Source organism: Streptomyces sp. NPDC102490, from assembly GCF_044765285.1.
Classification (GTDB): domain Bacteria; phylum Actinomycetota; class Actinomycetes; order Streptomycetales; family Streptomycetaceae; genus Streptomyces.
In genome coordinates this window covers 74,755-96,565 of the sequence record NZ_JBIWJU010000013.1, presented here as the reverse complement: position 1 = coordinate 96,565, position 21,811 = coordinate 74,755, and the positions used below count along the sequence as shown (strand labels likewise).

The 21,811-nt window shown below is 73.7% G+C and carries 19 protein-coding genes and 1 riboswitch; of the genes, 10 read left to right on the top strand and 9 right to left on the bottom strand.

Going from position 1 to position 21,811, the window contains the following annotated elements; genetic code table 11:
* Position 1: 1 nt before the first annotated feature.
* The 7 genes from ACIRGB_RS28375 to ACIRGB_RS28345 form a co-directional block, all read right to left on the bottom strand.
* Positions 2-850, bottom strand: a complete 849-nt coding sequence (locus tag ACIRGB_RS28375; RefSeq protein ID WP_403870919.1) for an ATP-binding cassette domain-containing protein — start codon at positions 848-850, stop codon at positions 2-4.
* A complete protein-coding gene (gene cbiQ, locus ACIRGB_RS28370; protein WP_403870916.1) occupies positions 847-1,596 on the bottom strand; it encodes a cobalt ECF transporter T component CbiQ in 750 nt (249 codons plus the stop codon). The genes ACIRGB_RS28375 and cbiQ overlap by 4 nt, the downstream gene beginning before the upstream one ends.
* The gene (locus ACIRGB_RS28365) at positions 1,597-1,953 is read right to left on the bottom strand and encodes an energy-coupling factor ABC transporter substrate-binding protein (RefSeq protein ID WP_403870913.1); all 357 of its coding nucleotides are present in this window, start codon (positions 1,951-1,953) and stop codon (positions 1,597-1,599) included.
* Positions 1,950-2,648, bottom strand: coding sequence for an energy-coupling factor ABC transporter permease (locus ACIRGB_RS28360; RefSeq protein WP_403870910.1), 699 nt, complete (start codon positions 2,646-2,648; stop codon positions 1,950-1,952). Before ACIRGB_RS28360 ends, ACIRGB_RS28365 begins: the two co-directional genes overlap by 4 nt.
* Before the next feature lie 29 nt (positions 2,649-2,677).
* A riboswitch (cobalamin riboswitch) is annotated at positions 2,678-2,864 on the bottom strand.
* A gap of 70 nt (positions 2,865-2,934) precedes the next feature.
* Positions 2,935-3,528 carry a MerR family transcriptional regulator gene (locus ACIRGB_RS28355; RefSeq protein ID WP_403870907.1) on the bottom strand — a complete coding sequence of 198 codons (594 nt, stop codon included), beginning with the start codon at positions 3,526-3,528 and terminating at the stop codon, positions 2,935-2,937.
* An 81-nt stretch (positions 3,529-3,609) separates the two neighbouring features.
* Positions 3,610-4,194, bottom strand: coding sequence for a potassium channel family protein (locus ACIRGB_RS28350; RefSeq protein WP_403870905.1), 585 nt, complete (start codon positions 4,192-4,194; stop codon positions 3,610-3,612).
* Complete coding sequence (locus ACIRGB_RS28345) at positions 4,191-5,561, bottom strand: chloride channel protein (protein WP_403870902.1); 1,371 nt, start codon at positions 5,559-5,561, stop codon at positions 4,191-4,193. The genes ACIRGB_RS28350 and ACIRGB_RS28345 overlap by 4 nt, the downstream gene beginning before the upstream one ends.
* Before the next feature lie 530 nt (positions 5,562-6,091).
* On the opposite strand from ACIRGB_RS28345, the gene ACIRGB_RS28340 reads away from it, so the two are divergent.
* Positions 6,092-6,556, top strand: a complete 465-nt coding sequence (locus ACIRGB_RS28340) for a hypothetical protein (RefSeq protein ID WP_403870899.1) — start codon at positions 6,092-6,094, stop codon at positions 6,554-6,556.
* Positions 6,557-6,619: 63 nt separating this feature from the next.
* Here the strand turns inward: ACIRGB_RS28340 and ACIRGB_RS28335 are convergent, their stop codons facing one another.
* Positions 6,620-9,760 carry an FAD-binding and (Fe-S)-binding domain-containing protein gene (locus tag ACIRGB_RS28335; RefSeq protein WP_403870897.1) on the bottom strand — a complete coding sequence of 1,047 codons (3,141 nt, stop codon included), beginning with the start codon at positions 9,758-9,760 and terminating at the stop codon, positions 6,620-6,622.
* 216 nt (positions 9,761-9,976) lie between these two features.
* Between ACIRGB_RS28335 and ACIRGB_RS28330 the strand changes: the two genes are divergently transcribed.
* The 7 genes from ACIRGB_RS28330 (at position 9,977) to ACIRGB_RS28300 (ending at position 17,860) form a co-directional block, all read left to right on the top strand.
* On the top strand, positions 9,977-10,369 hold the full coding sequence (locus ACIRGB_RS28330) for a cell division protein SepF (RefSeq protein ID WP_398913800.1): 393 nt from the start codon (positions 9,977-9,979) through the stop codon (positions 10,367-10,369).
* 71 nt (positions 10,370-10,440) lie between these two features.
* Complete coding sequence (locus ACIRGB_RS28325) at positions 10,441-11,667, top strand: ATP-binding protein (RefSeq protein ID WP_403870893.1); 1,227 nt, start codon at positions 10,441-10,443, stop codon at positions 11,665-11,667.
* Entirely contained in the window at positions 11,664-12,008 is a 345-nt protein-coding gene (locus ACIRGB_RS28320) for a nucleotide pyrophosphohydrolase (protein ID WP_403870890.1), read from the top strand. The genes ACIRGB_RS28325 and ACIRGB_RS28320 overlap by 4 nt, the downstream gene beginning before the upstream one ends.
* A gap of 184 nt (positions 12,009-12,192) precedes the next feature.
* Positions 12,193-12,663, top strand: coding sequence for a DUF6099 family protein (locus ACIRGB_RS28315; protein ID WP_403870888.1), 471 nt, complete (start codon positions 12,193-12,195; stop codon positions 12,661-12,663).
* A 72-nt stretch (positions 12,664-12,735) separates the two neighbouring features.
* Positions 12,736-13,659: an LLM class F420-dependent oxidoreductase gene (locus ACIRGB_RS28310; protein WP_403870885.1), complete on the top strand. Its 924-nt coding sequence runs from the start codon at positions 12,736-12,738 to the stop codon at positions 13,657-13,659.
* A gap of 170 nt (positions 13,660-13,829) precedes the next feature.
* Positions 13,830-15,308 carry a 3' terminal RNA ribose 2'-O-methyltransferase Hen1 gene (locus tag ACIRGB_RS28305; protein WP_403870882.1) on the top strand — a complete coding sequence of 493 codons (1,479 nt, stop codon included), beginning with the start codon at positions 13,830-13,832 and terminating at the stop codon, positions 15,306-15,308.
* Positions 15,305-17,860 (top strand): polynucleotide kinase-phosphatase, encoded by a 2,556-nt coding sequence (locus ACIRGB_RS28300; protein WP_403870880.1) that lies wholly within the window; start codon positions 15,305-15,307, stop codon positions 17,858-17,860. Before ACIRGB_RS28305 ends, ACIRGB_RS28300 begins: the two co-directional genes overlap by 4 nt.
* Before the next feature lie 3 nt (positions 17,861-17,863).
* On the opposite strand, the gene ACIRGB_RS28295 is transcribed toward ACIRGB_RS28300, so the two are convergent.
* Positions 17,864-19,192 (bottom strand): cation:proton antiporter, encoded by a 1,329-nt coding sequence (locus ACIRGB_RS28295; RefSeq protein WP_403870878.1) that lies wholly within the window; start codon positions 19,190-19,192, stop codon positions 17,864-17,866.
* A 290-nt stretch (positions 19,193-19,482) separates the two neighbouring features.
* Here ACIRGB_RS28295 and ACIRGB_RS28290 point away from each other — a divergent pair, with 290 nt between their 5' ends.
* Both ACIRGB_RS28290 and argF read left to right on the top strand, forming a co-directional pair.
* A complete protein-coding gene (locus tag ACIRGB_RS28290; protein ID WP_403870875.1) occupies positions 19,483-20,706 on the top strand; it encodes an arginine deiminase in 1,224 nt (407 codons plus the stop codon).
* Between the two features lie 67 nt (positions 20,707-20,773).
* Complete coding sequence (gene argF, locus ACIRGB_RS28285) at positions 20,774-21,781, top strand: ornithine carbamoyltransferase (RefSeq protein WP_403870872.1); 1,008 nt, start codon at positions 20,774-20,776, stop codon at positions 21,779-21,781.
* Positions 21,782-21,811: the final 30 nt, after the last annotated feature.

Genomic DNA, 21,811 nt, shown 5'->3' with positions numbered 1-21,811 from the left:
GTCACTCCGCCAGCGCCGCCAGCTCCTCCGCCGTACGCGGACCGGTGGCGGAGTCGGGCAACAGCCCCCGCGCCCGCAGCAGTCCGGCCGCCGCGACGCCCCACGGGAGCCGCAGCCCGGCCTGCCGCAGCAGGTCGGCGCGGGCCAGCGTCGGGGCGGTCGGGCCGGTGCGCACACCGTCCGGGGTGAGCAGGGCGGCGTCGTCGGACCAGCGCAGGGCGAGGTCGACGTCGTGGGTGGCCATCACCACGGTGGTGCCGCCCGCGCGTAGCCCGTCCAGGGTGGCCAGCAGCCGCTCCTGCCCGTCCGGGTCGAGACCGGCGGTCGGCTCGTCGAGGATCAGCACCCGGGGCCGCATCGCGACCGCCCCGGCGATCGCGGTGCGCTTGCGCTGCCCGTACGACAGCAGATGCGTGGGCCGGTCGGCCAGCGCCGCGATGTCCAGCGCGGCGAGCGCTTCCCCGACCCGGGACCTGACCTCCGCGTCGGGCAGCCCCAGGTTCAGCGGACCGAAGGACACGTCCTGGCCGACCGAGGCCGCGAAGAGCTGGTCGTCCGGGTCCTGCACCACCAACTGCACCGTGGTCCGCAGCCGGGTCAGACCCTTGCGGTCGTACGTCACCGGCTCCCCGCCGAGCGTCAACGACCCCGTGCGCGGCCGCAGTCCGCCGCTGAGCAGCCGCATCAGCGTCGTCTTGCCGCTGCCGTTGCGGCCGAGCAGCGCCAGCGCACGCCCCTCGCGCACCGCGAAGTCCAGGCCCACCAGCACGTCCGGGCCCTCCTCGTACCCGAACGACGCGCCCCGCAGGGCGACCAGGGCCGGTTGTGCTGACCGCGCCGGTCCGTTCACGACAGGGGTCCTTCCAGTACGAGGGTGAGGCAGGCCAGCGCCGCCAGCAGGGCGACGCTCGCCGCCGTGAACGGCACCGAGACCCGGGCCTCGGGCACCAGCACGCGCAGGGTGCCGTCGTAACCGCGCCCGGCGAGCCCCGACTGGAGCCGCGCCGCCCGGTCGAAGGCCCGCACGAACGCGGTGGCGCCCAGCCCGCCGAGCGAACGCCAGGCCGCCGTCCGGGTGGTGTGCCCGAGCCGCGCGGCCTGCGCCTCCCGGATACGCCGTACGGCGTCCAGCAGCAGGAAACTCATCCGGTACGTCACCAGCGCCACGTCCACGACCGGCGCGGGCACCCCGGCCCGCACCAGGCGCGGCAGCAGGTCGGACATCGGCGTGGTGAACGCGAACAGCAGCACCCCGAGCGAGGCCGCCGAGGTGCGCAGCAGCAGCTCACCCGCGCGCACCGCACCGCCGTCGGCCGCCGACAGGAACCCGTCCGGGCCGCCGACCTGCACCAGCAGCGGCAGCGCCCCCGTCACGCAGAAGCCCAGCGGCACCCGGTACGCCCGCCACAGCCGGCGCCCGGGCACCCCCGCCGGGCCGAGCAGCACCGTGAGCGCCGCCACCAGCACCAGGGCCGCACCCGGCCAGGGCGGCAGCGAGATCGCGAGCACGGTCAGCCCGAGACCGAGCACCGCCTTGTCCACGGGATGGCGGCGCCGCCAGCGACTGGCGTGCGCCGCCGCGTCGATCGGCAGCACTCAGTCCCCTTCGGGGGTGTCTCGCGGTACCGCCGCGGCCCCGGAAGCCGCCGACGCCCGCTCCTCGCCCTGCCGCCGGCCCCGGCGCAGCCCGAAGTAGTACGCCAGCACGCCCGCGCCGAGCGCGGCCTGGAGGGCGAACAGCGCCGACTCGACCTCCCCGGACGGCGGTTCGTACAGCGGGGAGAACCACGGCTCGTAGTCCGGTTCGATCTCGGTGATCGCCGTCTCGGCCTCCGCGTCGGCCCCGGTGAACGGCTCCTTCTTGTGGTCGCCGAGCCCCAGCACCAGCGGCAGCACCGCCAGCGCGGCCACGGCGAGCAGTAGCAGGGCGTTGATCTTCGCGTTGCGGCTCATCGGGCCGCCACCTCCTGCTTCCGCTCGCCGGAACGGGTCAGCAGCACGCCCAGCCGGGTCAGTTCGCCCTCGCTGGACTGCACGAGCAGCCGCATCACGATCACCGTGAGCAGGCCCTCGCTCACCGCCAGCGGGATCTGGGTCACGGCGAAGATGGACCCGAACTTGCCGAGCGCGCCCAGGAACCCGCTGCTCGGGTCCGGAAAGGCCAGCGCCAGCTGCACGCTGGTGACGCAGTACGTGGACAGGTCGGCGACGAACGCCCCGAAGAACACGGTGACCATCAGCGGCACGTCGAAGCGGCGCAGCAGCCGGTAGACGCCGTACCCGGCCCAGGGGCCCACGATCGCCATCGAGAAGACGTTGGCGCCCAGCGTGGTCAGCCCGCCGTGGGCGAGCAGCAGCGCCTGGAAGAGCAGGGTGATGGTGCCCAGGACCGCCATGATCGGCGGCCGGAACAGGATCGCGCCCAGGCCGGTGCCGGTGGGGTGCGAGCAGCTTCCGGTGACGGACGGCAGTTTCAGGGCCGACAGGACGAACGTGAAGGCTCCGGAGGCGCCGAGGAGCAACGTGCTCTCCGGGTGCTCCCTGACCTCACGGGTGAGTGACCGGACTCCGTGGACGACGAACGGCGCGGACGCGACACCCCAGGCGATCGCGTGCGCCGGTGGCAGAAAGCCCTCGGCTATGTGCATGGCTCAGCAGACCCTCTCCAGCACCTCGTGGATGGACGACGCGCCTTGGCCGGTCTCCTGGCTTACGGGTACCACCGCCCGTGCTCCGCCTTCCCGGATCGCAAGCGATCCAGTGGCTGCCCGCGAGGGCCGGAGCCGGACTTCCCGATTCACAGTGGCGAGGGCCGCACCGGCATCACACCGGATTTCCCGTTCACCAAGGCGTGGCGACAGTAGTGCTCCCACGGGGGCGGGCACAAGCGGGCCTCGGGCCCGGCGGGCACCCCGCCGGACCGCCGAACAGGCCTCAGGGCTGCGCGAACGCCCGGCGCCGCCGGTCCGTCAGCTGCCGCCGCTCGTCCTCGTCCATCGTGGCGAAGATCTCCGCGCGCCTGTGGTGCAGGGCACGCAGCTCCTCCTCGCCGAGCGACTCGGCCCAGCGGCGCCGCGCGTCGCTCATGCGGGCCACCTCTTCCGGCGTCAGGGGACGCTCCATGGCCGTCATCTCCTCGATCACCTCCAGATAGGCCTCGGCCGAGCCGTCCACCGCGGTGTCCAGCGCGCCCAGCACACCGAGCAGCCGGGCCCGCAGCTCCGCGGTCCGCCGCAGCCGTTCCTCGACGACGTCGAGCTGCCGCCGGATCAGCTCCGCCGGGTCGTGGTCCGGCTCGGCGTCCAGCACCGCGCGGATCTCGGCCAGCGGGAGCCCGAAGCTGCGCAGCGCGAGTACGCGGTGCAGGCGCCGGACGTCGTCGGCGTCGTAGCAGCGGTGGCCGCCCTCGCTGCGGGCGGACGGGGTGAGCAGGCCGAGCCGGTCGTAGTAGCGCAGGGCGCGGATGCTCAGCCCGGTCTCCCGCGCGAGTTCGCCGATGCGCCGGGTGCCGTCGGTCGCGTGTGTCATGGGGCTCCTCCACGAGTGTGCGACCGAGGCTAGAAGGTGACGCCGCGGCAGCTTCAAGCCCTCGGCCGGGCCGCGCCGCCGTCAGTGGGACCGGCCGCCCCGTTCGGGCCGGCGGACCACCATGCTCCGCATGCGGGTGGTCAGCGCGGTGGCGGCGGCGGTGAGGAAGACGAAGCTGTATGTGATCTGGAGGATGGTCACCACTCGCGCCGCCTGGCCCCGCGGGGTGATGTCCCCGTACCCGACGGTGGCGAGCGTCACGACGGTGAAGTACAGGGCGTCGATCCGGGTGTGCAGTCCGCTGAACTCGCCCGGCGACTTGGCCAGGGCGTAGTACGTGGCCGAGAAGACGTGCACGGACAGGACGATCAGCAGCGAGATGACCACCCCGGGCCGGCTGTCGGGGTGGTCGAGGAGGACGTGCCGGATCTGCCGCAGCAGCAGTACGGCCACGACGGTCAGCAGCAGGGCGAACAGCACCCAGCTCAGCACCGGCCGCCGCGGGCCCAGGTGGTCGAGGGGGAGCAGGAAGTAGGCCACGACCACGGCGGCCGCGATCCCGACCCGTACGAGCCAGGGCCGGAAGGTGTCCCAGCCGGTACGGGGGTGCGGGCGCGGGCTGGGGCTCGGGTTACGGCCCGGGGGTGAGGTCCGGCGGTCCCTCATCCCGCCGCTCCCGTCGTCGGCGCCCCGCTCGGCGCTCCGCCGGACGCCTGGCCGGCCTCCGGCTCCGTCCGCCGCACCAGCTGGGCGACGATGAACGCGACGACCGACGCCATGACGATGAGCGGTGTCTGGTCGTGGGCGTCCCGGCCCATCAGCAGCACCGTCAGGACCGAGGCGGCCAGCGGCAGTCCCGTCACCGCGGCCGCCGCGGCGGCGATGCCGAGGGCGAGGGCCGGGGTCGCGCCGAAGCCGGGCAGCCCGGAGCAGGCCAGCGCCGTCGCCGCGCCCAGCAGAACCGACGGGAAGATCGGGCCGCCGCGCAGCGCGCCCAGCGCGATGCCCCAGGCCAGCCCCTTGCACACGACCAGCGCGACCAGCGCCCCCACGGACCAGGCGTGCGGGTGCGCGGCGAGCTGGGCGAGGGCGGCCTGGCCGGACAGCGCCGCCTCGGCCGGGGAGCGGCCGGTGATCAGCGCGTACGCGGAGACGCAGACGCCGACCGCGGTGGCGCACACGACGGTGCGGGCGGCCGTGCGGTGCCGCGTCCAGGTGACGGTGCGGCGGCCCAGCTCACGGCCCAGCGTGACCAGTACGGCGATCAGGGCGGCGGTGGGCAGGCCCCACAGGAAGTCGCCCGCGTCCGGACCGGCCTGGGGCGGCAGGTCGGGCAGGGCCAGCGCGCCGATCTCGAGGCCCGTCCACTGACCGAAGCCGGTGAAGACCAGGGCACCCGCCGCGCTGGCCAGCAGACAGGGCAGCAGCAGCGCGACCAGCCGGGTGCCGGCCAGTCCCGCCCCCTCGATGAGCAGGACCGCCGCCGCCACCGGACCGCCGAGGATGGTGGAGATCGCGGCGGTGGAGCCGGCCGTGGCGAGGATCGCGCTCGCCCGCTGGTCGCCGCCCGCGCCCGCCCGCCGCACCGCCAGCAGGGCGAGCCCGCTGCCGACGGCCATGAGCGGGGCCTCGGGACCCAGCACCACGCCGAGCGGCAGTGTGGCCAGCGCGGCCAGCACCGCGCCGGGCAGCGCGCGGGGGCCGACGGGTGCCCCGCCCAGGCCGTTCACCGGGAGGTGGCCGCCGCCGCCCGGCATCCGGGTCACGATCGGCGCCAGGATCAGCCCGGCAAGCAGCAGCGCGGGCAGTGGCCACCACCAGGGCGGGGTGTCGTAACCGGCCGCCTTCGGCAGCGAGGTCCACACCCAGTGCTGCATCTCGTGCTGGAGCCCGACGAAGAAGAAGCAGGCCAGCGCGATGGGCACGCCCAGCAGCACGCAGAGCACCAGCAGCCGCCGGTAACCCGGACTGAGCAGCGTCTGCCGCAGCGACTGCTCCGCCCGCCCCGCAGCGGCGCCCACCGACGCGGTCACGAAACCCGCCCGAGCGGCCCGCCCCGCGGCAGCGTGCCCCGCCAGGACAGCGGCTCCTTCCAACACAGCACGCCAAGCCGGAACCCCGGGCTCCGCCGGGACAGCGGGTCCCGCCGGGAGTTCGGGCTCCGCCGGGACAGCGGGTCCTGCCGGGGCAGTGGGTCCCGCTGGGTCAGTGGGCTCCGCCGGGACAGCGGGTCCCGCCGGGACTTCGGGCTGCGCCGGGGCAGCTGGTCCCGCTGGGGGAGTGGGCTCCGCCGGGACAGCGGGTCCCGTCCGGGCAGCGGCCGACTCGTCACACGACCTCCTTTTTTCGCCCCGCGTTCCGTCGGTCGCCGGGGGGCGCGGGTGTCCTCAGTCAACGTGAGGCGGCGGGCGCCCGCATGTGCGCGCCCGGTGCGCGATTCACCCGTACGGCGGGCCCGCGTGGCCGGGGGGCCCGGCTGCGCGCAGGCTCTGAACGACCTGTCGGTGCCGTCGGCGCCGGTGGGCAGCTGCCCCGTACGGGGGACACAGAAAGGACTCCGCTCATGAGCCAGCACGCCGAACCCACTCCCGGCCGGCCGTCCCGCGGCGGCGACGCCTCCTGGGCCCAGCGCTCGGGCGACCGCACCAGCGGCTGGGTGACCGGCGGTGTCGTCTTCGCGGGCGTACTGCTGCTGCTGAACGGCGCGCTCGCCGTCCTCCAGGGCATCGCGGCCATCGCCGAGGACGACGTGTACGCCCGTATCGGCACCTACGTCTACGAGATGAGCCTGACCGGCTGGGGGGTCGTCCACGTCATCCTGGGCGCCCTCGTGTTCGTCACCGGGTTCGGACTGCTCAAGGACATGGCGTGGGCGCGGGTGGCGGGCATCGTCCTCGCCTCGCTGAGCCTGATCGCCCAGTTCCTGTTCCTGCCGTACTCGCCCGTCTGGTCCGTGATCATGATGGCGATCGACGTGTTCGTGATCTGGGCCCTGGCCAGCCGCCAGGACAACCCGTCCCGAGCCTAGACCCCACGCCCACGACGGACGGTCGCCCCGCGCCCGCGGGGTGACCGTCCGTCGTGTCCGGGCTCAGCGGCGGCGCAGGCTCCGGGCCAGTGCCGTCGCCGCCGCCGCGGTGCCCACGGCGGCCGCCGCCGTGCCCGCGAGGGCCAGGGCGCGGGCCCGGGGACCGGGAGCGGCCGGACGGGCGCCCGGCGCGGTGCCGTACGCGCTGCCCGGCGTCCCGGAAGCGGCCCCGGTGCCCGGCAGGGCCGAGGCCAGCAGTTCCGCCAGGTGCACGCCCTCGTGGCCGCCGCTGTCGAACTCGTGGATCTGGGTGCGGCAGCTGAAGCCGTCCGCGAGGACGACGGTCGACTCGTCCTCCTCCCGCAGCCGCGGCAACAGCACCCGCTCCGCGCACGCCTCGCTGACGTCCAGGTGACCGCGTTCGAAGCCGAAGTTGCCGGCCAGCCCGCAGCAGCCGGAGTCCAGGCGCTCCGCGTCCACCCCGGCGCGGCGCAGCAGTTCCTGGTCGGCCTCCCAGCCGAGCACCGCGTGCTGGTGGCAGTGCACCTGGGCCAGCGCCCGCGCGGACCGGTCCGGGACTCGCGGTGGCCGGTACCCGGGGGAGTGCTCGGTGAGCAGCTCCGACAGCGTCACCGTCTGCTCGGCCAGCCGCCGCACGTCCTGGTCGCCGGGGAACAGCTCCCCCGCGTCGGCCCGGAACACGGCCGTGCAGCTCGGCTCCAGCGCCACGACCAGGCCGCCCGCCCGCACATGGCCGGCCAGGCCGCGCACCGTGCGGCCGAGGACCTTCTGCGCCGTGCCGAGCTGTCCGGTGGAGATCCAGGTCAGCCCGCAGCACAGCGGCTCGTGCGGCAGCTCCACCCGCCACCCGGCGTGTTCCAGGACCCGTACCGCCGCCCGTCCGATGTGCGGGTGGAAGTGGTTGGTGAAGGTGTCCGGCCACAGCAGCACCGACCCGCGGTGCCCGTCGCCCTCCGGCTCGTGGTCCGCGAACCACTGCTCGAAGGTCCGCTCCGCGAACAGCGGCACCTCCCGGTCCGCCACCCCCGCCACCAGCACCGCCGCCTTCGACAGCAGCGGGGCGTGGGTGAGCGCGTTGACGACCGGCCCCAGCCGGGTGCGGCCCACCACCCGGGCGAGCGCCGGCAGCCAGCCCATCGACCAGTCCGAGCGCGGCCTGCGCCACGGCCGGCCCTCGTAGTGGTGGGACAGGAACTCCGCCTTGTACGTGGCCATGTCCACGTCCGCCGGACAGTCCTTCTTGCAGCCCTTGCAGGCCAGGCACAGATCGAGGGCGTCCTTGACCGCCTCCGAACGCCAGCCGTCCCGGATCGCGCCGTCCCCGTGCCCGTCCAGCATCTCGAACAACAGCCGGGCCCGGCCCCGCGTCGAATGCTCCTCCTCGCGGGTCACCTGGTACGACGGGCACATCACCGTGCCGTCGCTGGTGTGCTGCCGGCACTTGCCCACCCCGACGCAGCGGTTGGCCGCCTGCGCGAACGAACCCCCGTCGTGCGGGAACCGGAAGCGCAGGTCGCGGGGCTCGAACGGGGCCCAGTCACCGCCCAGCCGGAGATTCTCGTCCAGCCCGTACGGAGCGACGACCTTCCCCGGGTTCATCCGGTTGAGCGGGTCGAAGACCGCCTTCAGCCGCCCGAACGCCTCGACCAGCCGGTCCCCGAACATCCGGGACAGCAACTCGCCCCGGCTCTGCCCGTCCCCGTGCTCGCCGGACAGCGAGCCCTCGAACTCGACGACGAGGTCGGCCGCCCGCTCCATGAATCTCCGGTACGTCGCCACCCCGTCCGCGGTGTAGAGGTCGAACGGGATGCGGGTGTGCACGCACCCCTGCCCGAAGTGGCCGTACAGGCTCGGGCCGGTGTCGCTCAGGTACCCGAACTCGTCGAACAGCGCGCGCAGCCGGCGCAGGTAGTCGCCGAGGCGTTCGGGCGCCACCGCCGAGTCCTCCCAGCCCTCGAAGGTGTCGGGCCTGCCCGGGATGTGCGCGGTGGCACCCAGCCCGGCCTCGCGCACCTGCCACAGGTCCTGCTCGTGCGACGGATCGTCCAGGAACGCGCAGTCGGCGTCGTGCTCGAAGCGGTGCACGGCCGCCAGCAGCCGGTTCGCCCGGCGGTCCGCCTCCTCGACGGTGTCCCCTCCGAACTGCACCATCAGGTAGGCGTTGCCCTCCGGCATCTGGGCCAGTGCCTTCGGGTTCAGGTGCTTGATCCGCTCGTCGCGGACCAGCCGGGCGTCGACGCCCTCCAGCGCGATCGGGTCGTGCGGCAGGATGTCGGGCACCGCGTCGGCGGCCTTGTCGATGGTGTCGAAGCCCAGGACCAGCAGGGTGCGTTCCTGCACCACCGGTACCAGTTCCAGCTCCGCCCGCAATACCGTGACCAGCGTCGACTCGCTGCCCACCAGCAGACCGGCCACGTCGAAACCGTGCTCCGGCAGCAGGGAGTCCAGGTTGTAGCCGGAGACCCGGCGCGGGACGTCCGGGAACCGGCGGCGGATCTCGTCCCCGTAGGTGTCGCGCAGCGCGCGCAGCCGCCGGTAGACGGTCGCCCGCAGATCGCCCTGCCGTTCGATCTCGGCGTACTCCGCGTCGTCCGTCCGGCCGCACCAGAAGCGGGTGCCGTCGTAGAGCAGCACCTCCAGCCGGGCGATGTTGTCGACGACCTTGCCGTGCGCCTGCGCGGTGGCGCCGCAGGAGTTGTTGCCGATCATGCCGCCGAGGGTGCAGTTGGCGTGGGTGGCGGGTTCGGGACCGTAGCGCAGCCCGTGCGGCGCGAGCTGCCGGTTCAGGTCGTCGAGCACGATCCCGGGCTGGACGACGCAGGTGCGGGCGTCGGGGTCCACCGACTCGATCCGGGTGCAGTACTTCGACCAGTCGAGGACCAGGCCCGCGTTGGTGCACTGCCCGGCCAGGCTGGTGCCGCCGCCGCGCGACAGCACGGGCGCGCCGAACTCCCGCGCCACGGCCACCGCCCGGGCCCCGGCCTCCGGGGTACGGGGGACGACCACGCCGAGGGGTGTCTGGCGGAAGTTCGACGCGTCCGTGGAGTAGGCGGCCCGGCTCCCGGCGTCGAACCTGACCTCACCGTCGACCCGCTCGCTCAGCGCGGCCCGGAGCGAGGCGGTGTCGACCGGCGGCGGTGCCCCTTCGCGCGTGACGGGCTCGGGCAGATCCAGCGCACCCATGGGCACTCCTTCGCGGGTCGGCGTACGGCCGTCGGCGCGACAGCGGCGTCCGCGAGGTCCGCGAGGGCACGACGGCCGTCGCTGAGTACCCGGCCCGGTGCCGGACAATCACCGGACACGGAGCGTCGCCAACCGTGTCGCTGTTGGGCCGAACGGGTGACTTGACGTAAGAATTGGCTGGTGCAGGCAATGAAGGCGAGTGGAACGGGGGAGCCGGTGAACAGCCACGACGTCACCGATGAACAGTGGGAAGGGCTCGCCCAGGTCGTGCCGCTGCGTGGGCGCGACGCCTGGCCGTCGGCGGTCGGTCACCGGGCGATGCCGGAGGCGGAGACGGAGCGCCGCCGTCGTTTCGTCGTCCTGAGGGTCAATGTGTTCGCGGACGCCCGCGAGGTCGCCGAGACGCTGATGGCGGGAATCCCGGTGCTCCTGGACCTCACCAGCGCCGAGGGCGAGGTCGCCAAGCGGGTCCTGGACTTCAGCACCGGCGTCGTCTTCGGCCTGGCCAGCGGGATGCACCGGGTGGACCGCAACGTCTTCCTGCTGACCCCGGCGGGCACCGAGGTGAACGGGCTGATGGAGAGCGCGGTGGGGGTCCCGGGAGAGTGACGGTCCCCCGATCGTAGGAAAGCCGTCCGGGCAAAACGGTTCACCGTCCGGCGCGGCCCTACGGTCCGCATATGGCAGCGTCACCTGCGTCCTCCGCGTCACCCGCGCCGTCCGACCCGCCGGGGGCGCCCGCGCCCGCCGCGCCGCTCCCCGGCCGTCCCCGCGTCACCCAGCTGCGGCTGTCCGCCTTCGCCGGGCACCGGCGCGCCGTGCTGACGCTCGGGCCGCTCACCGTGCTCGCCGGGCCCAGCGGCAGCGGCAAGACCAGTGCGCTCAGGGCGTACGACGCCCTGGCCCGGCTCGGCGGCGGCGCGGAACTCGGCGCGGTGTTCCCGGACCCGGCCGCCTGCGTGCCCGAACGGGCCCGGCCCGACGCGCAGCACCGCCGGGGTTTCCGCATCGGCTGCACGGCCGACGGCGCCGAGGGGCCGGTGCACCTGGACGTCGCCGTACAGGCCGAGCCCGAGCTGCGCATCGTGGGGGAGCGGCTGACGGTGGACGGCGTCGTGCTCCTGGAGACGGCGCTGCGCGACCCCGGCCGCCGTGCCGTGCAGGCGGCCTGGCACACGGCCGGGTCGGCGCCCGTCACCCGCGCCCCGCTGCCGGACGACCGGCTCGGCACCCCGCTGCTGCCGCTGCGGGTGGCCGGCAAGACGGACGGGCAGCGCAGGGTGCTCGCGGCGGCCGAGCAGATGGTGGTCGCCCTGCGCTCCGTCTTCGCCTGCGACCCCAGGCCGGGCCGGATGCGGGAGCCCGTGCCCACCGGCTCCGGACGCCTCCTCGGCGGCTGCGACAACCTCGCCGACGTGCTGTGGCGCACCCGCGCCGAGTGCGGCCGGCGGCACGCGCAGTTCGTCGCCGCGGTGCGCACCGGATGCGCGGGCCCCGTCGAGGACGTCCTGGCCGAACCGGTCGTCGGCGGTGTGGTCCGCGCGCTCCTCGACCGGGGCGACGGCGTCCGCACCGGCCTGGCCCGCCTGGGCTACGGCGAGCTGCGCTACCTCGCCCTCGCCCTGGTGCTGTTCACCGGGCCCGGGGTGCTGGAGGTCGACCCGGCCGGCGAGGTGCCCGCCGCGCTCCAGACGCTCACCGTCCTCGCCGACGGCTTCGACCGCGGCCTGGACGTGCGCCAGCGCGCCGAACTGCTCCGGCTGGCGGCGCGGATGTGCGACCGGGGGCACATCCGCTTCGTCGGAGCGGTCGCCGACGCGTCGTGGGTGGCAGGGGCGGCCGGGACGGCGGGGGAGGCGGGGGAGGGAGGGGCGGGCGGCGTCACGGTGGTACACCTGAACCCGTGACCGATCATCCCCGTGACCTCGCGGCACTGCGGCGCAGGCTGGCCGAGTTCGCCGCCGCGCGCGACTGGCAGCCGTACCACACCCCCAAGAACCTGGCCGCCGCGCTGAGCGTGGAGGCCTCCGAACTCCTGGAAATCTTCCAGTGGTTGACGCCCGAGCAGTCGGCCCGCGTCATGACCGACCCGGACACCGCCCCCCGGGTGCGGGACGAGGTCGCCGACGTGCTGGCGTATCTCCTCCAGTTCTGCGAGGTGCTCGGCGTCGATCCGCTGGCCGCGCTGGAGGCGAAGATCGAGCGCAACGAGTCCCGGTTCCCCGTGGCGGGCGCGCCGGAAGACTGACCCCGGGGGAGCCAACCACTCCGTTATCACTCTCCGCAGTCAAAATCCGGCCACAAATCAATATCGTGTCCGAAGATTTCCGCCTTCCTCTGGCTTTTCGTCCCACACGCCTTCACTCTGGGTAGTGAATAACGGAGTTCGGGCGGACGCGTCACGAGCGCGTCGGAACAGACGGGGGCAGCGCATGGACGCTGTGCGGCTCATCGTGACGAGTGGGCGTGCCCTGGCCGCCGGTGGCGAGGTACCGGATGTGCTGAAGGAGGTGTGGCAGGTGCAGGCCCTGGCCCAGGCGATCGGCAGTCGGCTGGCGGTCTACGGCCCGCCCGAACTGCGCGGCGAGGCCATCGGTTTGACCGAGCTGGCGGGCCGCGGCTGCGGAGTGCTGCGCACCCCGGAGCTGGCCCAGGGTGAGCTGCGCGCCGCCCAGCTCACCGAACTGGGCGACGCCCGGCAGGCCCTGATGCGCCTGGGCACCCTGCTCGGCGAGACCGGCATCGCGCTCGTGGGCGTGGCCTGCGCCGCGGCCGACGAGGCGACGTACTGGCAGTGCATGGAGGCCATCGACGCGGCCGACGAGTCACGGGACCGGGTCCTGGAGATGCTGCGCAAACTGGCGGACCGCGACGCACACTTACCCGAGCGGGAGGCAGGCTAGGACGCCCGCGCGCCGCGCGCCGCGACCGGAGCCTGTGCCGGACACCCGCGCCGAGCAGGCAGGATGGGAGACATGGATCTCCGTATCTTCACCGAGCCCCAGCAGGGGGCCACCTACGACACCTTGCTCACCGTGGCCAAGGCCACCGAGGACCTCGGCTTCGACGCCTTCTTCCGCAGCGACCACTACCTCCGCATGGGCGCCGTGGACGGCCTCCCCGGCCCCACCGACGCCTGGATCACCCTGGCCGGCCTGGCCCGGGAGACCAAGCGCATCCGGCTCGGCACCCTCATGACGGCGGGCACCTTCCGGCTGCCCGGCGTCCTCGCCATCCAGGTCGCCCAGGTCGACCAGATGTCGGGCGGCCGCATCGAGCTGGGCCTGGGCGCCGGCTGGTTCGAGGAGGAGCACAAGGCGTACGGCATCCCCTTCCCGAAGGAGAAGATCGGCCGCCTGGAGGAGCAGCTGGCGATCGTCACCGGCCTGTGGGCCACCGAGACGGGCAAGACCTTCGACTTCCACGGCAGGTTCTACGACCTCACCGACTCGCCCGCGCTGCCCAAGCCCGCGCAGGCCAAGGTGCCCGTGCTCATCGGCGGCCACGGCGCCACCCGCACCCCGCGGCTGGCCGGGCAGTACGCCGACGAGTTCAACATGCCGTTCGCCTCGATCGAGGACACCGAGCGGCAGTTCGGCCGGGTGCGGGCCGCCGCCGAAGAGGCCGGCCGCGGCGCGGACGCCCTCACCTACTCCAACGCCCTCGTCGCCTGCGTCGGCAAGGACGACGCCGAGGTCGCCCGGCGCGCCGCCGTCATCGGCCGCCAGGTCGACGAGCTGAAGGCCAACGGCCTCGCGGGCTCCCCGGCCGAGGTCGTCGAGAAGATCGGCCGCTACGCCGAGGCCGGCGCCCAGCGGATCTACCTCCAGATCCTCGACCTCGACGACCTGGACCACCTGGAGCTGATCTCCTCCCAGGTCCAGTCGCAACTGGCCTGAGACCGCCCGCCCGTCGGACGGCCGAATAACCGAAGGCGCCGGTCACCCGCCCTGTGCGAGGGTGTGACCGTCGTCCTGCCGGAGCCCCCGGGGAACACCCCCTGGGGGCTCTCGCGCGCACGGCACCCAGGCAGACGTCCGTTGCACCGCCGACCCGGCCGGAGAGGCCCATGTTCCTGACCATCACCACCACCGGTACCCCCGAGCACCCCGCGACCGACCTCGGTTTCCTGCTGCACAAGCATCCAGACAAGGCGCAGGCGTTCTCCACCTCCTTCGGCACGGCCCACGTGTTCTACCCCGAGGCGGAGGAGCAGCGCTGCACGGCGGCGCTGCTGCTGGAGGTCGACGCGGTGGCGCTGGTCAGGCGCGGCAAGGGCAAGGGCCGCGGCGGCGCCCCCGACGCGGCACTCGCGCAGTACGTCAACGACCGTCCGTACGCGGCCTCCTCCCTCCTCGCCGTCGCGCTGAGCAACGTCTTCTCCAGCGCGCTGCGCGGCGTGTGCAAGGCCCGCCCCGAGCGCGCCGCCCGGCCGCTGCCGCTGCGCGTGGAGATCCCGGCGGTGCCCGCCCGCGGCGGCCCCGACCTGGTACGGCGCCTGTTCGAGCCGCTCGGCTGGGCGGTCGCCGTCGAGGCCGTGCCGCTGGACACCCGGTTCCCCGAGTGGGGCGACTCGCGCTACGTCCGGCTCGTGCTGGAGTCGCGGTCCCTCACCCTCTCGAACGCCCTGCGCCACCTGTACGTCCTGCTCCCGGTGCTCGACGACGCCAAGCACTACTGGGTCTCCCCGGACGAGGTCGACAAGCTGATGCGGGCCGGCGAGGGCTGGCTGCCCGGCCACCCGGAGCAGAAGCTGATCACCAGCCGCTACCTGTCCCGCCGCTGGTCCCTGACCCGCGAGGCGATGGACCGGCTGGAGCTGATCCGGCTGGCCGAGACCGACGACAGCGAGGTCGAGGAGATCGACAACGCCGTCGAGGCGGACGCCGAGCAGGAGGCGAGGCCCACCCCGCTGGCCGTGCACCGCCGCGAGGCGATCCTCACCGCCCTGCGCGAGACCGCCGCCGCCCGCGTCCTCGACCTCGGCTGCGGCGAGGGGCACCTGGTGCGCGAGCTGCTCAAGGAGCCGCGCTGCACCGAGATCGTCGGCGTGGACGTGTCGGTGCGCGCCCTCACCATCGCCTCCCGGCGGCTCAAGCTGGACCGCATGGGCGAGCGGCAGGCCGCGCGCGTCCGGCTCTTCCAGGGCTCCCTCGCCTACACGGACAAGCGACTCAAGGGCTACGACGCCGCCGTGCTCAGCGAGGTGATCGAGCACCTCGACCTGCCGAGGCTGCCCGCCCTGGAGTACGCCGTCTTCGGCTCGGCCCGCCCCCGCACCGTCGTCGTCACCACGCCCAACGTCGAGTACAACGTGCGCTGGGAGAGCCTGCCCGCCGGTCACGTCCGCCACCGCGACCACCGCTTCGAGTGGACCCGCGAGGAGTTCCGCACCTGGGCCCGGGCGGTCGCCGAACGGCACGGCTACGGCGTGGAGTTCCGCCCCGTCGGCCCCGACGACCCCGAGGTGGGCCCGCCCACCCAGCTGGCCCTGTTCACCCTCGGCACGACCGAGGCCCCGACCGAGAAGGAGGCGAAGGCCGCATGAGCACCACCGGCACCACCGACACCGTGCGGGCCCGCGCCCTGCCCGTCACCGACCTCTCCCTCGTCGTGCTGATCGGCGCCTCCGGCTCCGGCAAGTCCACCTTCGCCCGGCGCCACTTCAAGCCGACCGAGGTCATCTCCTCCGACTTCTGCCGGGGCCTGGTCGCCGACGACGAGAACGACCAGAGCGCCAGCCGCGACGCCTTCGACGTCCTGCACTACATCGCGGGCAAGCGGCTCGCCGCCGGCCGCCGCACCGTCGTCGACGCGACCAACGTGCAGCAGGACGCCCGGCGGCAGCTGATCGACCTGGCCAGGAAGCACGACGTGCTGCCCATCGCCATCGTCCTCGACGTGCCCGAGCAGGTCTGCGCCGAGCGCAACGCCACCCGCACCGACCGCGCCGACATGCCCCGCCGGGTCATCCAGCGCCACACCCGCGAACTCCGCCGCTCCCTGCGCCACCTGGAGCGCGAGGGCTTCCGCAAGGTGCACGTGCTGCGCGGCCCGGCGGAGGTGGAGCACGCCACCGTCGTCACCGAGAAGCGCTTCAACGACCTCACCCACCTCACCGGGCCCTTCGACATCGTCGGCGACATCCACGGCTGCGCCGCCGAGCTGGAGACCCTGCTCGCCAAGCTCGGCTACACCGACGGCGTCCACCCCGAGGGCCGCACCGCCGTCTTCGTCGGCGACCTCGTCGACCGCGGCCCGGACAGCCCCGGCGTGCTGCGCCGCGTGATGTCCATGGTCAGGTCGGGCAACGCGCTGTGCGTGCCGGGCAACCACGAGAACAAGTACGGCCGCTTCCTGAAGGGCCGCAACGTCCAGCACACCCACGGACTCGCCGAGACGATCGCGCAGATGGACGGCGAGAGCGAGGAGTTCCGCGCCGAGGTACGGGAGTTCATCGACGGCCTGGTCAGCCACTACGTCCTCGACGGCGGCCGGCTCGTGGTCTGCCACGCCGGTCTGCCCGAGAAGTACCACGGCCGCACCTCCGGCCGGGTCCGCAGCCACGCCCTCTACGGCGACACCACCGGCGAGACCGACGAGTTCGGCCTGCCCGTGCGCTACCCGTGGGCCGAGGACTACCGGGGCCGCGCGGCGGTGGTCTACGGCCACACCCCCGTCCCGGAGGCCACCTGGCTGAACAACACCATCTGCCTGGACACCGGCGCCGTCTTCGGCGGCAAGCTCACCGCGCTGCGCTGGCCGGAGCGCGAGCTGGTCGACGTACCCGCCGAACGGGTCTGGTACGAACCGTCCAAGCCGCTGCGGACCGAGGCGCCCGGCGGGCACGACGGCCGCCCGCTGGACCTGGCCGACGTCCAGGGCCGCCGGACGGTGGAGACCCGGCACGCCGGGCGGATCACCGTGCGCGAGGAGAACGGGGCGGCGGCCCTGGAGGTCATGAGCCGCTTCGCCACCGACCCTCGCCTGCTGCCGTACCTCCCGCCGACCATGGCACCGACCGCCACCTCCGGGGTGGACGGCTACCTGGAGCACCCGAAGGAGGCCTTCGCGCAGTACGCGGCGGACGGCGTGGCACGGGTGGTGTGCGAGGAGAAGCACATGGGCTCGCGGGCGGTGGTCCTGGTCTGCCGCGACGCGGACGCGGCCCGCGCCCGCTTCGGGGTCGACGGCCCCACCGGGTCCCTCTACACCCGTACCGGCCGCCCCTTCCTCGACGACGCGTCGCTCACCGAGGAGATCCTCGACCGGCTGCGCACCGCGATCGGCGAGGCCGGCCTGTGGGACGAACTGGCCACCGACTGGCTGCTCCTGGACACCGAGCTGATGCCCTGGTCGCTCAAGGCGTCCGGCCTGCTGCGCTCCCAGTACGCCGCCGTGGGCGCCGCCTCCGGCGCGGTGTTCCCGGGCGCGCTGGCCGCACTGGAGGGCGCCGTGGCGCGCGGCGTCGAGGTGCGGGACCTCCTCGGCCGCCAGCGCGACCGGTCCGCCGACGCGGCCGCCTTCACCGACGCCTACCGCCGCTACTGCTGGCCCACCGACGGCCTGGACGGCGTCCGCCTGGCCCCGTTCCAGATCCTCGCCGTCCAGGGCCGCAGCCTGGCCGCGCTGCCCCACGACGAGCAGCTCGCCCTCATCGACCGGCTCGTCGAGCACGACGGCAGCGGCCTGTTGCAGACCACCCGCCGTCTCTACGTCGACACCGGCGACCCCGAGTCGGTGGCGGCGGGCATCGACTGGTGGCTGGAGATGACCGGCCGCGGCGGCGAGGGCATGGTCGTGAAGCCCGTCGGCGCCCTGGTCCGCGACGGCAAGGGCCGTCTGGTGCAGCCCGGCATCAAGTGCCGCGGCCGCGAGTACCTGCGGATCATCTACGGCCCCGAGTACACCCGCCCCGACCACCTCGCCCGGCTCCGGCACCGGTTCCTGAACCACAAGCGGTCCCTGGCGATCCGCGAGTACGCGCTCGGCCTGGAGGCCCTGGACCGCCTCGCCGACGGCGAGCCGCTGTGGCGCGTGCACGAGGCGGTGTTCGGGGTGCTGGCCCTGGAGTCGGAGCCGGTGGACCCGCGGCTGTGACCCTCACTCGCCCCGTCCCGGTCCCTCGGCACCGCCCTCGGCGGCCGCGTACGGCTGCACGGCGGTGGTGCCGGGGACGACCGGTACCGCGGGGCGGTCGCGTGCCGCCAGGTGGCGGGTCAGCGCGAGCAGCGGCTGGGTCAGCAGGGTCGTGGTGAGCGCCATGAACACCAGGACCGTGTAGAGCGGCGCGCTGACCAGTCCCGCCTCCAGGCCGGCGTTGAGGGCGATCAGCTCGGTCAGGCCCCGGGCGCTGAGCAGCACCCCGACGGTGCGGGCGTCGTGCCGGTCGAGACCGCCGAGCCGGGCCGCCACCAGCCCGCTGCCGACCTTCGTGGTGACCGCGAGCACCGTCACCACCAGCAGCACCGTCCAGCCGGTGCCGGTCATGCTGTTCAGGGCCACGGACTGCCCCGAGAGCACGAAGAAGAACGGCAGCAGCAGGGAGCTGATCTCGTGCAGCGGGCGCAGCAGGTCCGGGTCGAGGGTGCCGCTCTCCTCCCGCGGCGTCACCAGACCGGCGAGCAGCGCCCCGAAGATCACGTGCAGCCCGAGCCAGTGCGTCACCCAGGCCGACCCGAGGGCGAAGCCGATCAGCAGCGCCAGCCGCAGCGAGGGCTCCAGGCGCGTCCGCCACAGCAGTCTGCGCAGCACCGGCCGGGCCGCCAGCGCCATCACGGTGACGAAGCCGACGGCGAGCGCCGCACGCCACGGCCAGTCCAGTGCCGCCTCGCCCGCCCCGCTGTCGATCATCGCGCCCGCCAGCACCGTCCAGCACACCGCGTCGAGGACCCCGGCCGCCGAGACCGCCACCACCCCGGGCACGGTGCGGGTGAGGCCGTTCTCCCGCACGATCGCGGTCAGCACCGGCACCGCCGTTATCGACAGGGCGATGCCCGCGAACAGCACCGTGGCGGTCGACGGTTCCCAGCCGCCGCCCAGGTCGCGCACCGTGTTCCGGAACAGCAGGGCGGCGCCGCAGCCCACCGCCATCGGCACCGCGAACGAGGCCAGGGCCACGGTCACCGAGACCCGCGCCCGGTCGCCGAGGATCTTCAGGTCCAGCTCGTAGCCCACCGCGAACAGGAACACCACCAGGGAGAACTGGGAGAACCCGGTCAGCGCCGGGCCGATGGCCGCCGGGAAGAGGGCGTCGTACGCCCGGGGGGCGAGGCTGCCGAGGAGGGAGGGGCCGAGGGCGATGCCCGCCGCCAGCTGGCCCACGATGTAGGGCTGCCCGAGCCGCCGGGCCAGCCCGCCGCCCGCATGCGCGGCGACCAGGATCAGAGCCGATGCGCCCACCAGGTGGGCGATCAACGCGTCAGGACTCAAAGTGTCTCCGCACGCTCCGGTGTCCGATGCCGGCCTCGTCGGGAGCCGGCCGGCACTGCCAACCTCCCCAGGATGGTCGCGGCCCGGCGTCGCATCGCAGGTCGTACACCGGCCCCCGCCCGGAGCACGGGAAGCACGGACGGCGGCCGTCCGCACACGGTGCACCGGCGTTCGCGCCGTGGACCTCGCCGCGCCCGAGGGGCGCCTCCCGGCCGGCGCGTAAGGGCCCGGAGCGCACAGGCCCGCGAAAGCGGGGGGTGAACAGGCGCCCGAGTGGTCAGGATGGAGGCATGGGATTCCACGTCGACTCCGAAGCCGGGCGGCTCACCCGCGTCATCCTGCACCGGCCGGATCTCGAGCTCAAAAGGCTCACCCCCAGCAACAAGGACGCCCTTCTCTTCGACGACGTGCTGTGGGTGCGCCGGGCGCGCGCCGAGCACGACGGGTTCGCCGACGTGCTCCGCGACCGCGGGGTGGCGGTGCACCTCTTCGGCGACCTGCTCACCGAGACCCTGGACGTCCCGGCCGCCCGGCGGCTCGTCCTGGACCGGGTCTTCGACGAGAAGGAGTACGGAGTGCTGGCCACGGACCACCTCCGGGCCGCCTTCGAGACCCTGCCCGCCCACGAACTGGCCGAGTGGCTGGTCGGCGGCATGACCAAGCGGGAGTTCCTGGACGCGCACCCGGAGCCGACCTCCGTGCGCTTCCACGCCATGGAGCTGGACGACTTCCTGCTCGGCCCGCTGCCCAACCACCTCTTCACCCGGGACACCTCGGCCTGGATCTACGACGGCGTCTCCATCAACGCCATGCGCTGGCCCGCCCGGCAGCGCGAGACGGTCCACTTCGAGGCGATCTACCGGCACCACCCGCTGTTCCGCGACGAGACCTTCCACCTCTGGTCCGAGGGGCAGGCCGACTACCCCTCCACCATCGAGGGCGGCGACGTCCTGGTCATCGGCAACGGCGCCGTGCTCATCGGCATGAGCGAGCGCACCACGCCCCAGGCCGTCGAGATGCTCGCCCACAAGCTGTTCGCCGCCGGGTCCGCCCGGACCATCGTGGCCCTCGACCTGCCCAAGCGGCGGGCCTTCATGCACCTGGACACGGTGATGACCATGGTCGACGGCGACACCTTCACCCAGTACGCCGGGCTCGGCATGCTCCGCTCCTACACCATCGAGCCGGGCGCCGGGGAGAAGGACCTGAAGGTCACCGACCATCCGCCGGAGCACATGCACCGCGCGATGGCCGCCGCCCTCGGCCTCGGCGAGATCCGGGTCCTCACCGCCACCCAGGACGTGCACGCGGCCGAGCGCGAGCAGTGGGACGACGGCTGCAACGTCCTGGCCGTCGAGCCGGGCGTCGTCGTCGCCTACGAACGCAACGCCACCACCAACACCCACCTGCGCAAACAGGGCATCGAGGTGATCGAGATCCCGGGCAGCGAACTGGGCCGGGGCCGGGGCGGGCCGCGCTGCATGAGCTGCCCGGTCGAACGCGCTGCCGTATAAGAATTCGGCAGCTCGTATATACTTCCAGGCGTCCCTCGTTCCCGTCCCGCACCTCTGGAGCGCCCTCATGGCGACAGTCCCGACCGCCCTCGCCGGCCGCCACTTCCTCAAGGAGATCGATTTCACCGAGGAGGAGTTCCGCGGCCTGGTCGAGCTGGCCGCCGAGCTGAAGGCCGCCAAGCGCGCCGGGACCGAGACGCGGTACCTCGCCGGCAAGAACATCGCGCTGATCTTCGAGAAGACCTCGACCCGCACCCGCTGCGCGTTCGAGGTCGCCGCCGCCGACCAGGGCGCCTCCACCACCTACCTCGACCCGGCCGGCTCCCAGATCGGCCACAAGGAGTCCGTGAAGGACACTGCCCGCGTGCTGGGCCGGATGTTCGACGGCATCGAGTACCGCGGCGACAGCCAGGCCAAGGTCGAGGAGCTGGCCGCCTTCGCCGGAGTCCCCGTCTACAACGGCCTGACCGACGACTGGCACCCCACCCAGATGCTCGCCGACGTGCTCACCATGACCGAGCACAGCGACCGCCCGCTGCGGGAGATCGGCTTCGCCTACCTCGGCGACGCCCGCTTCAACATGGGCAACTCCTACCTGGTCACCGGCGCCCTGCTCGGCATGGACGTGCGCATCGTCGCCCCGAAGGCCTACTGGCCCGCCCAGGAGGTCGTCGACCGGGCGCAGCGGCTCGCCGCGGCCAGCGGGGCGCGCGTCACCCTCACCGAGGACGTGGCCGAGGGGGTGCGCGGTGCCGGGTTCGTCGTCACCGACGTCTGGGTCTCCATGGGCGAGCCCAAGGAGGTCTGGGCGGAGCGGATCAAGGCGCTGGCGCCCTACGCCGTGACCATGGACGTGCTGCGCGCCACCGGCAACCCGGACGTCAAGTTCCTGCACTGCCTGCCCGCCTTCCACGACCTGGGCACCAAGGTCGGCCAGGAGATCTTCGAAGCGCACGGGCTCGACTCTCTGGAGGTCACCGACGAGGTCTTCGAGTCGGAGCACTCGGTCGTCTTCGACGAGGCGGAGAACCGCCTGCACACCATCAAGGCCGTCCTCGTGGCCACGCTGGCCTGACCAGCACCGTTATGCTGACCGGCGGCTCCG

What these genes read in the sequence shown, in the direction of transcription:
- ACIRGB_RS28365 (WP_403870913.1), bottom strand. Translation starts at nt 1,953, where the DNA reads ATGAGCCGCAACGCGAAGATCAACGCCCTGCTACTGCTCGCCGTGGCC.
- ACIRGB_RS28360 (WP_403870910.1), bottom strand. Translation starts at nt 2,648, where the DNA reads ATGCACATAGCCGAGGGCTTTCTGCCACCGGCGCACGCGATCGCCTGG.
- ACIRGB_RS28355 (WP_403870907.1), bottom strand. Translation starts at nt 3,528, where the DNA reads ATGACACACGCGACCGACGGCACCCGGCGCATCGGCGAACTCGCGCGG.
- ACIRGB_RS28350 (WP_403870905.1), bottom strand. Translation starts at nt 4,194, where the DNA reads ATGAGGGACCGCCGGACCTCACCCCCGGGCCGTAACCCGAGCCCCAGC.
- ACIRGB_RS28340 (WP_403870899.1), top strand. Translation starts at nt 6,092, where the DNA reads ATGAGCCAGCACGCCGAACCCACTCCCGGCCGGCCGTCCCGCGGCGGC.
- ACIRGB_RS28335 (WP_403870897.1), bottom strand. Translation starts at nt 9,760, where the DNA reads ATGGGTGCGCTGGATCTGCCCGAGCCCGTCACGCGCGAAGGGGCACCG.
- ACIRGB_RS28325 (WP_403870893.1), top strand. Translation starts at nt 10,441, where the DNA reads ATGGCAGCGTCACCTGCGTCCTCCGCGTCACCCGCGCCGTCCGACCCG.
- ACIRGB_RS28315 (WP_403870888.1), top strand. Translation starts at nt 12,193, where the DNA reads ATGGACGCTGTGCGGCTCATCGTGACGAGTGGGCGTGCCCTGGCCGCC.
- ACIRGB_RS28310 (WP_403870885.1), top strand. Translation starts at nt 12,736, where the DNA reads ATGGATCTCCGTATCTTCACCGAGCCCCAGCAGGGGGCCACCTACGAC.
- ACIRGB_RS28305 (WP_403870882.1), top strand. Translation starts at nt 13,830, where the DNA reads ATGTTCCTGACCATCACCACCACCGGTACCCCCGAGCACCCCGCGACC.
- ACIRGB_RS28300 (WP_403870880.1), top strand. Translation starts at nt 15,305, where the DNA reads ATGAGCACCACCGGCACCACCGACACCGTGCGGGCCCGCGCCCTGCCC.
- ACIRGB_RS28290 (WP_403870875.1), top strand. Translation starts at nt 19,483, where the DNA reads ATGGGATTCCACGTCGACTCCGAAGCCGGGCGGCTCACCCGCGTCATC.
- argF (WP_403870872.1), top strand. Translation starts at nt 20,774, where the DNA reads ATGGCGACAGTCCCGACCGCCCTCGCCGGCCGCCACTTCCTCAAGGAG.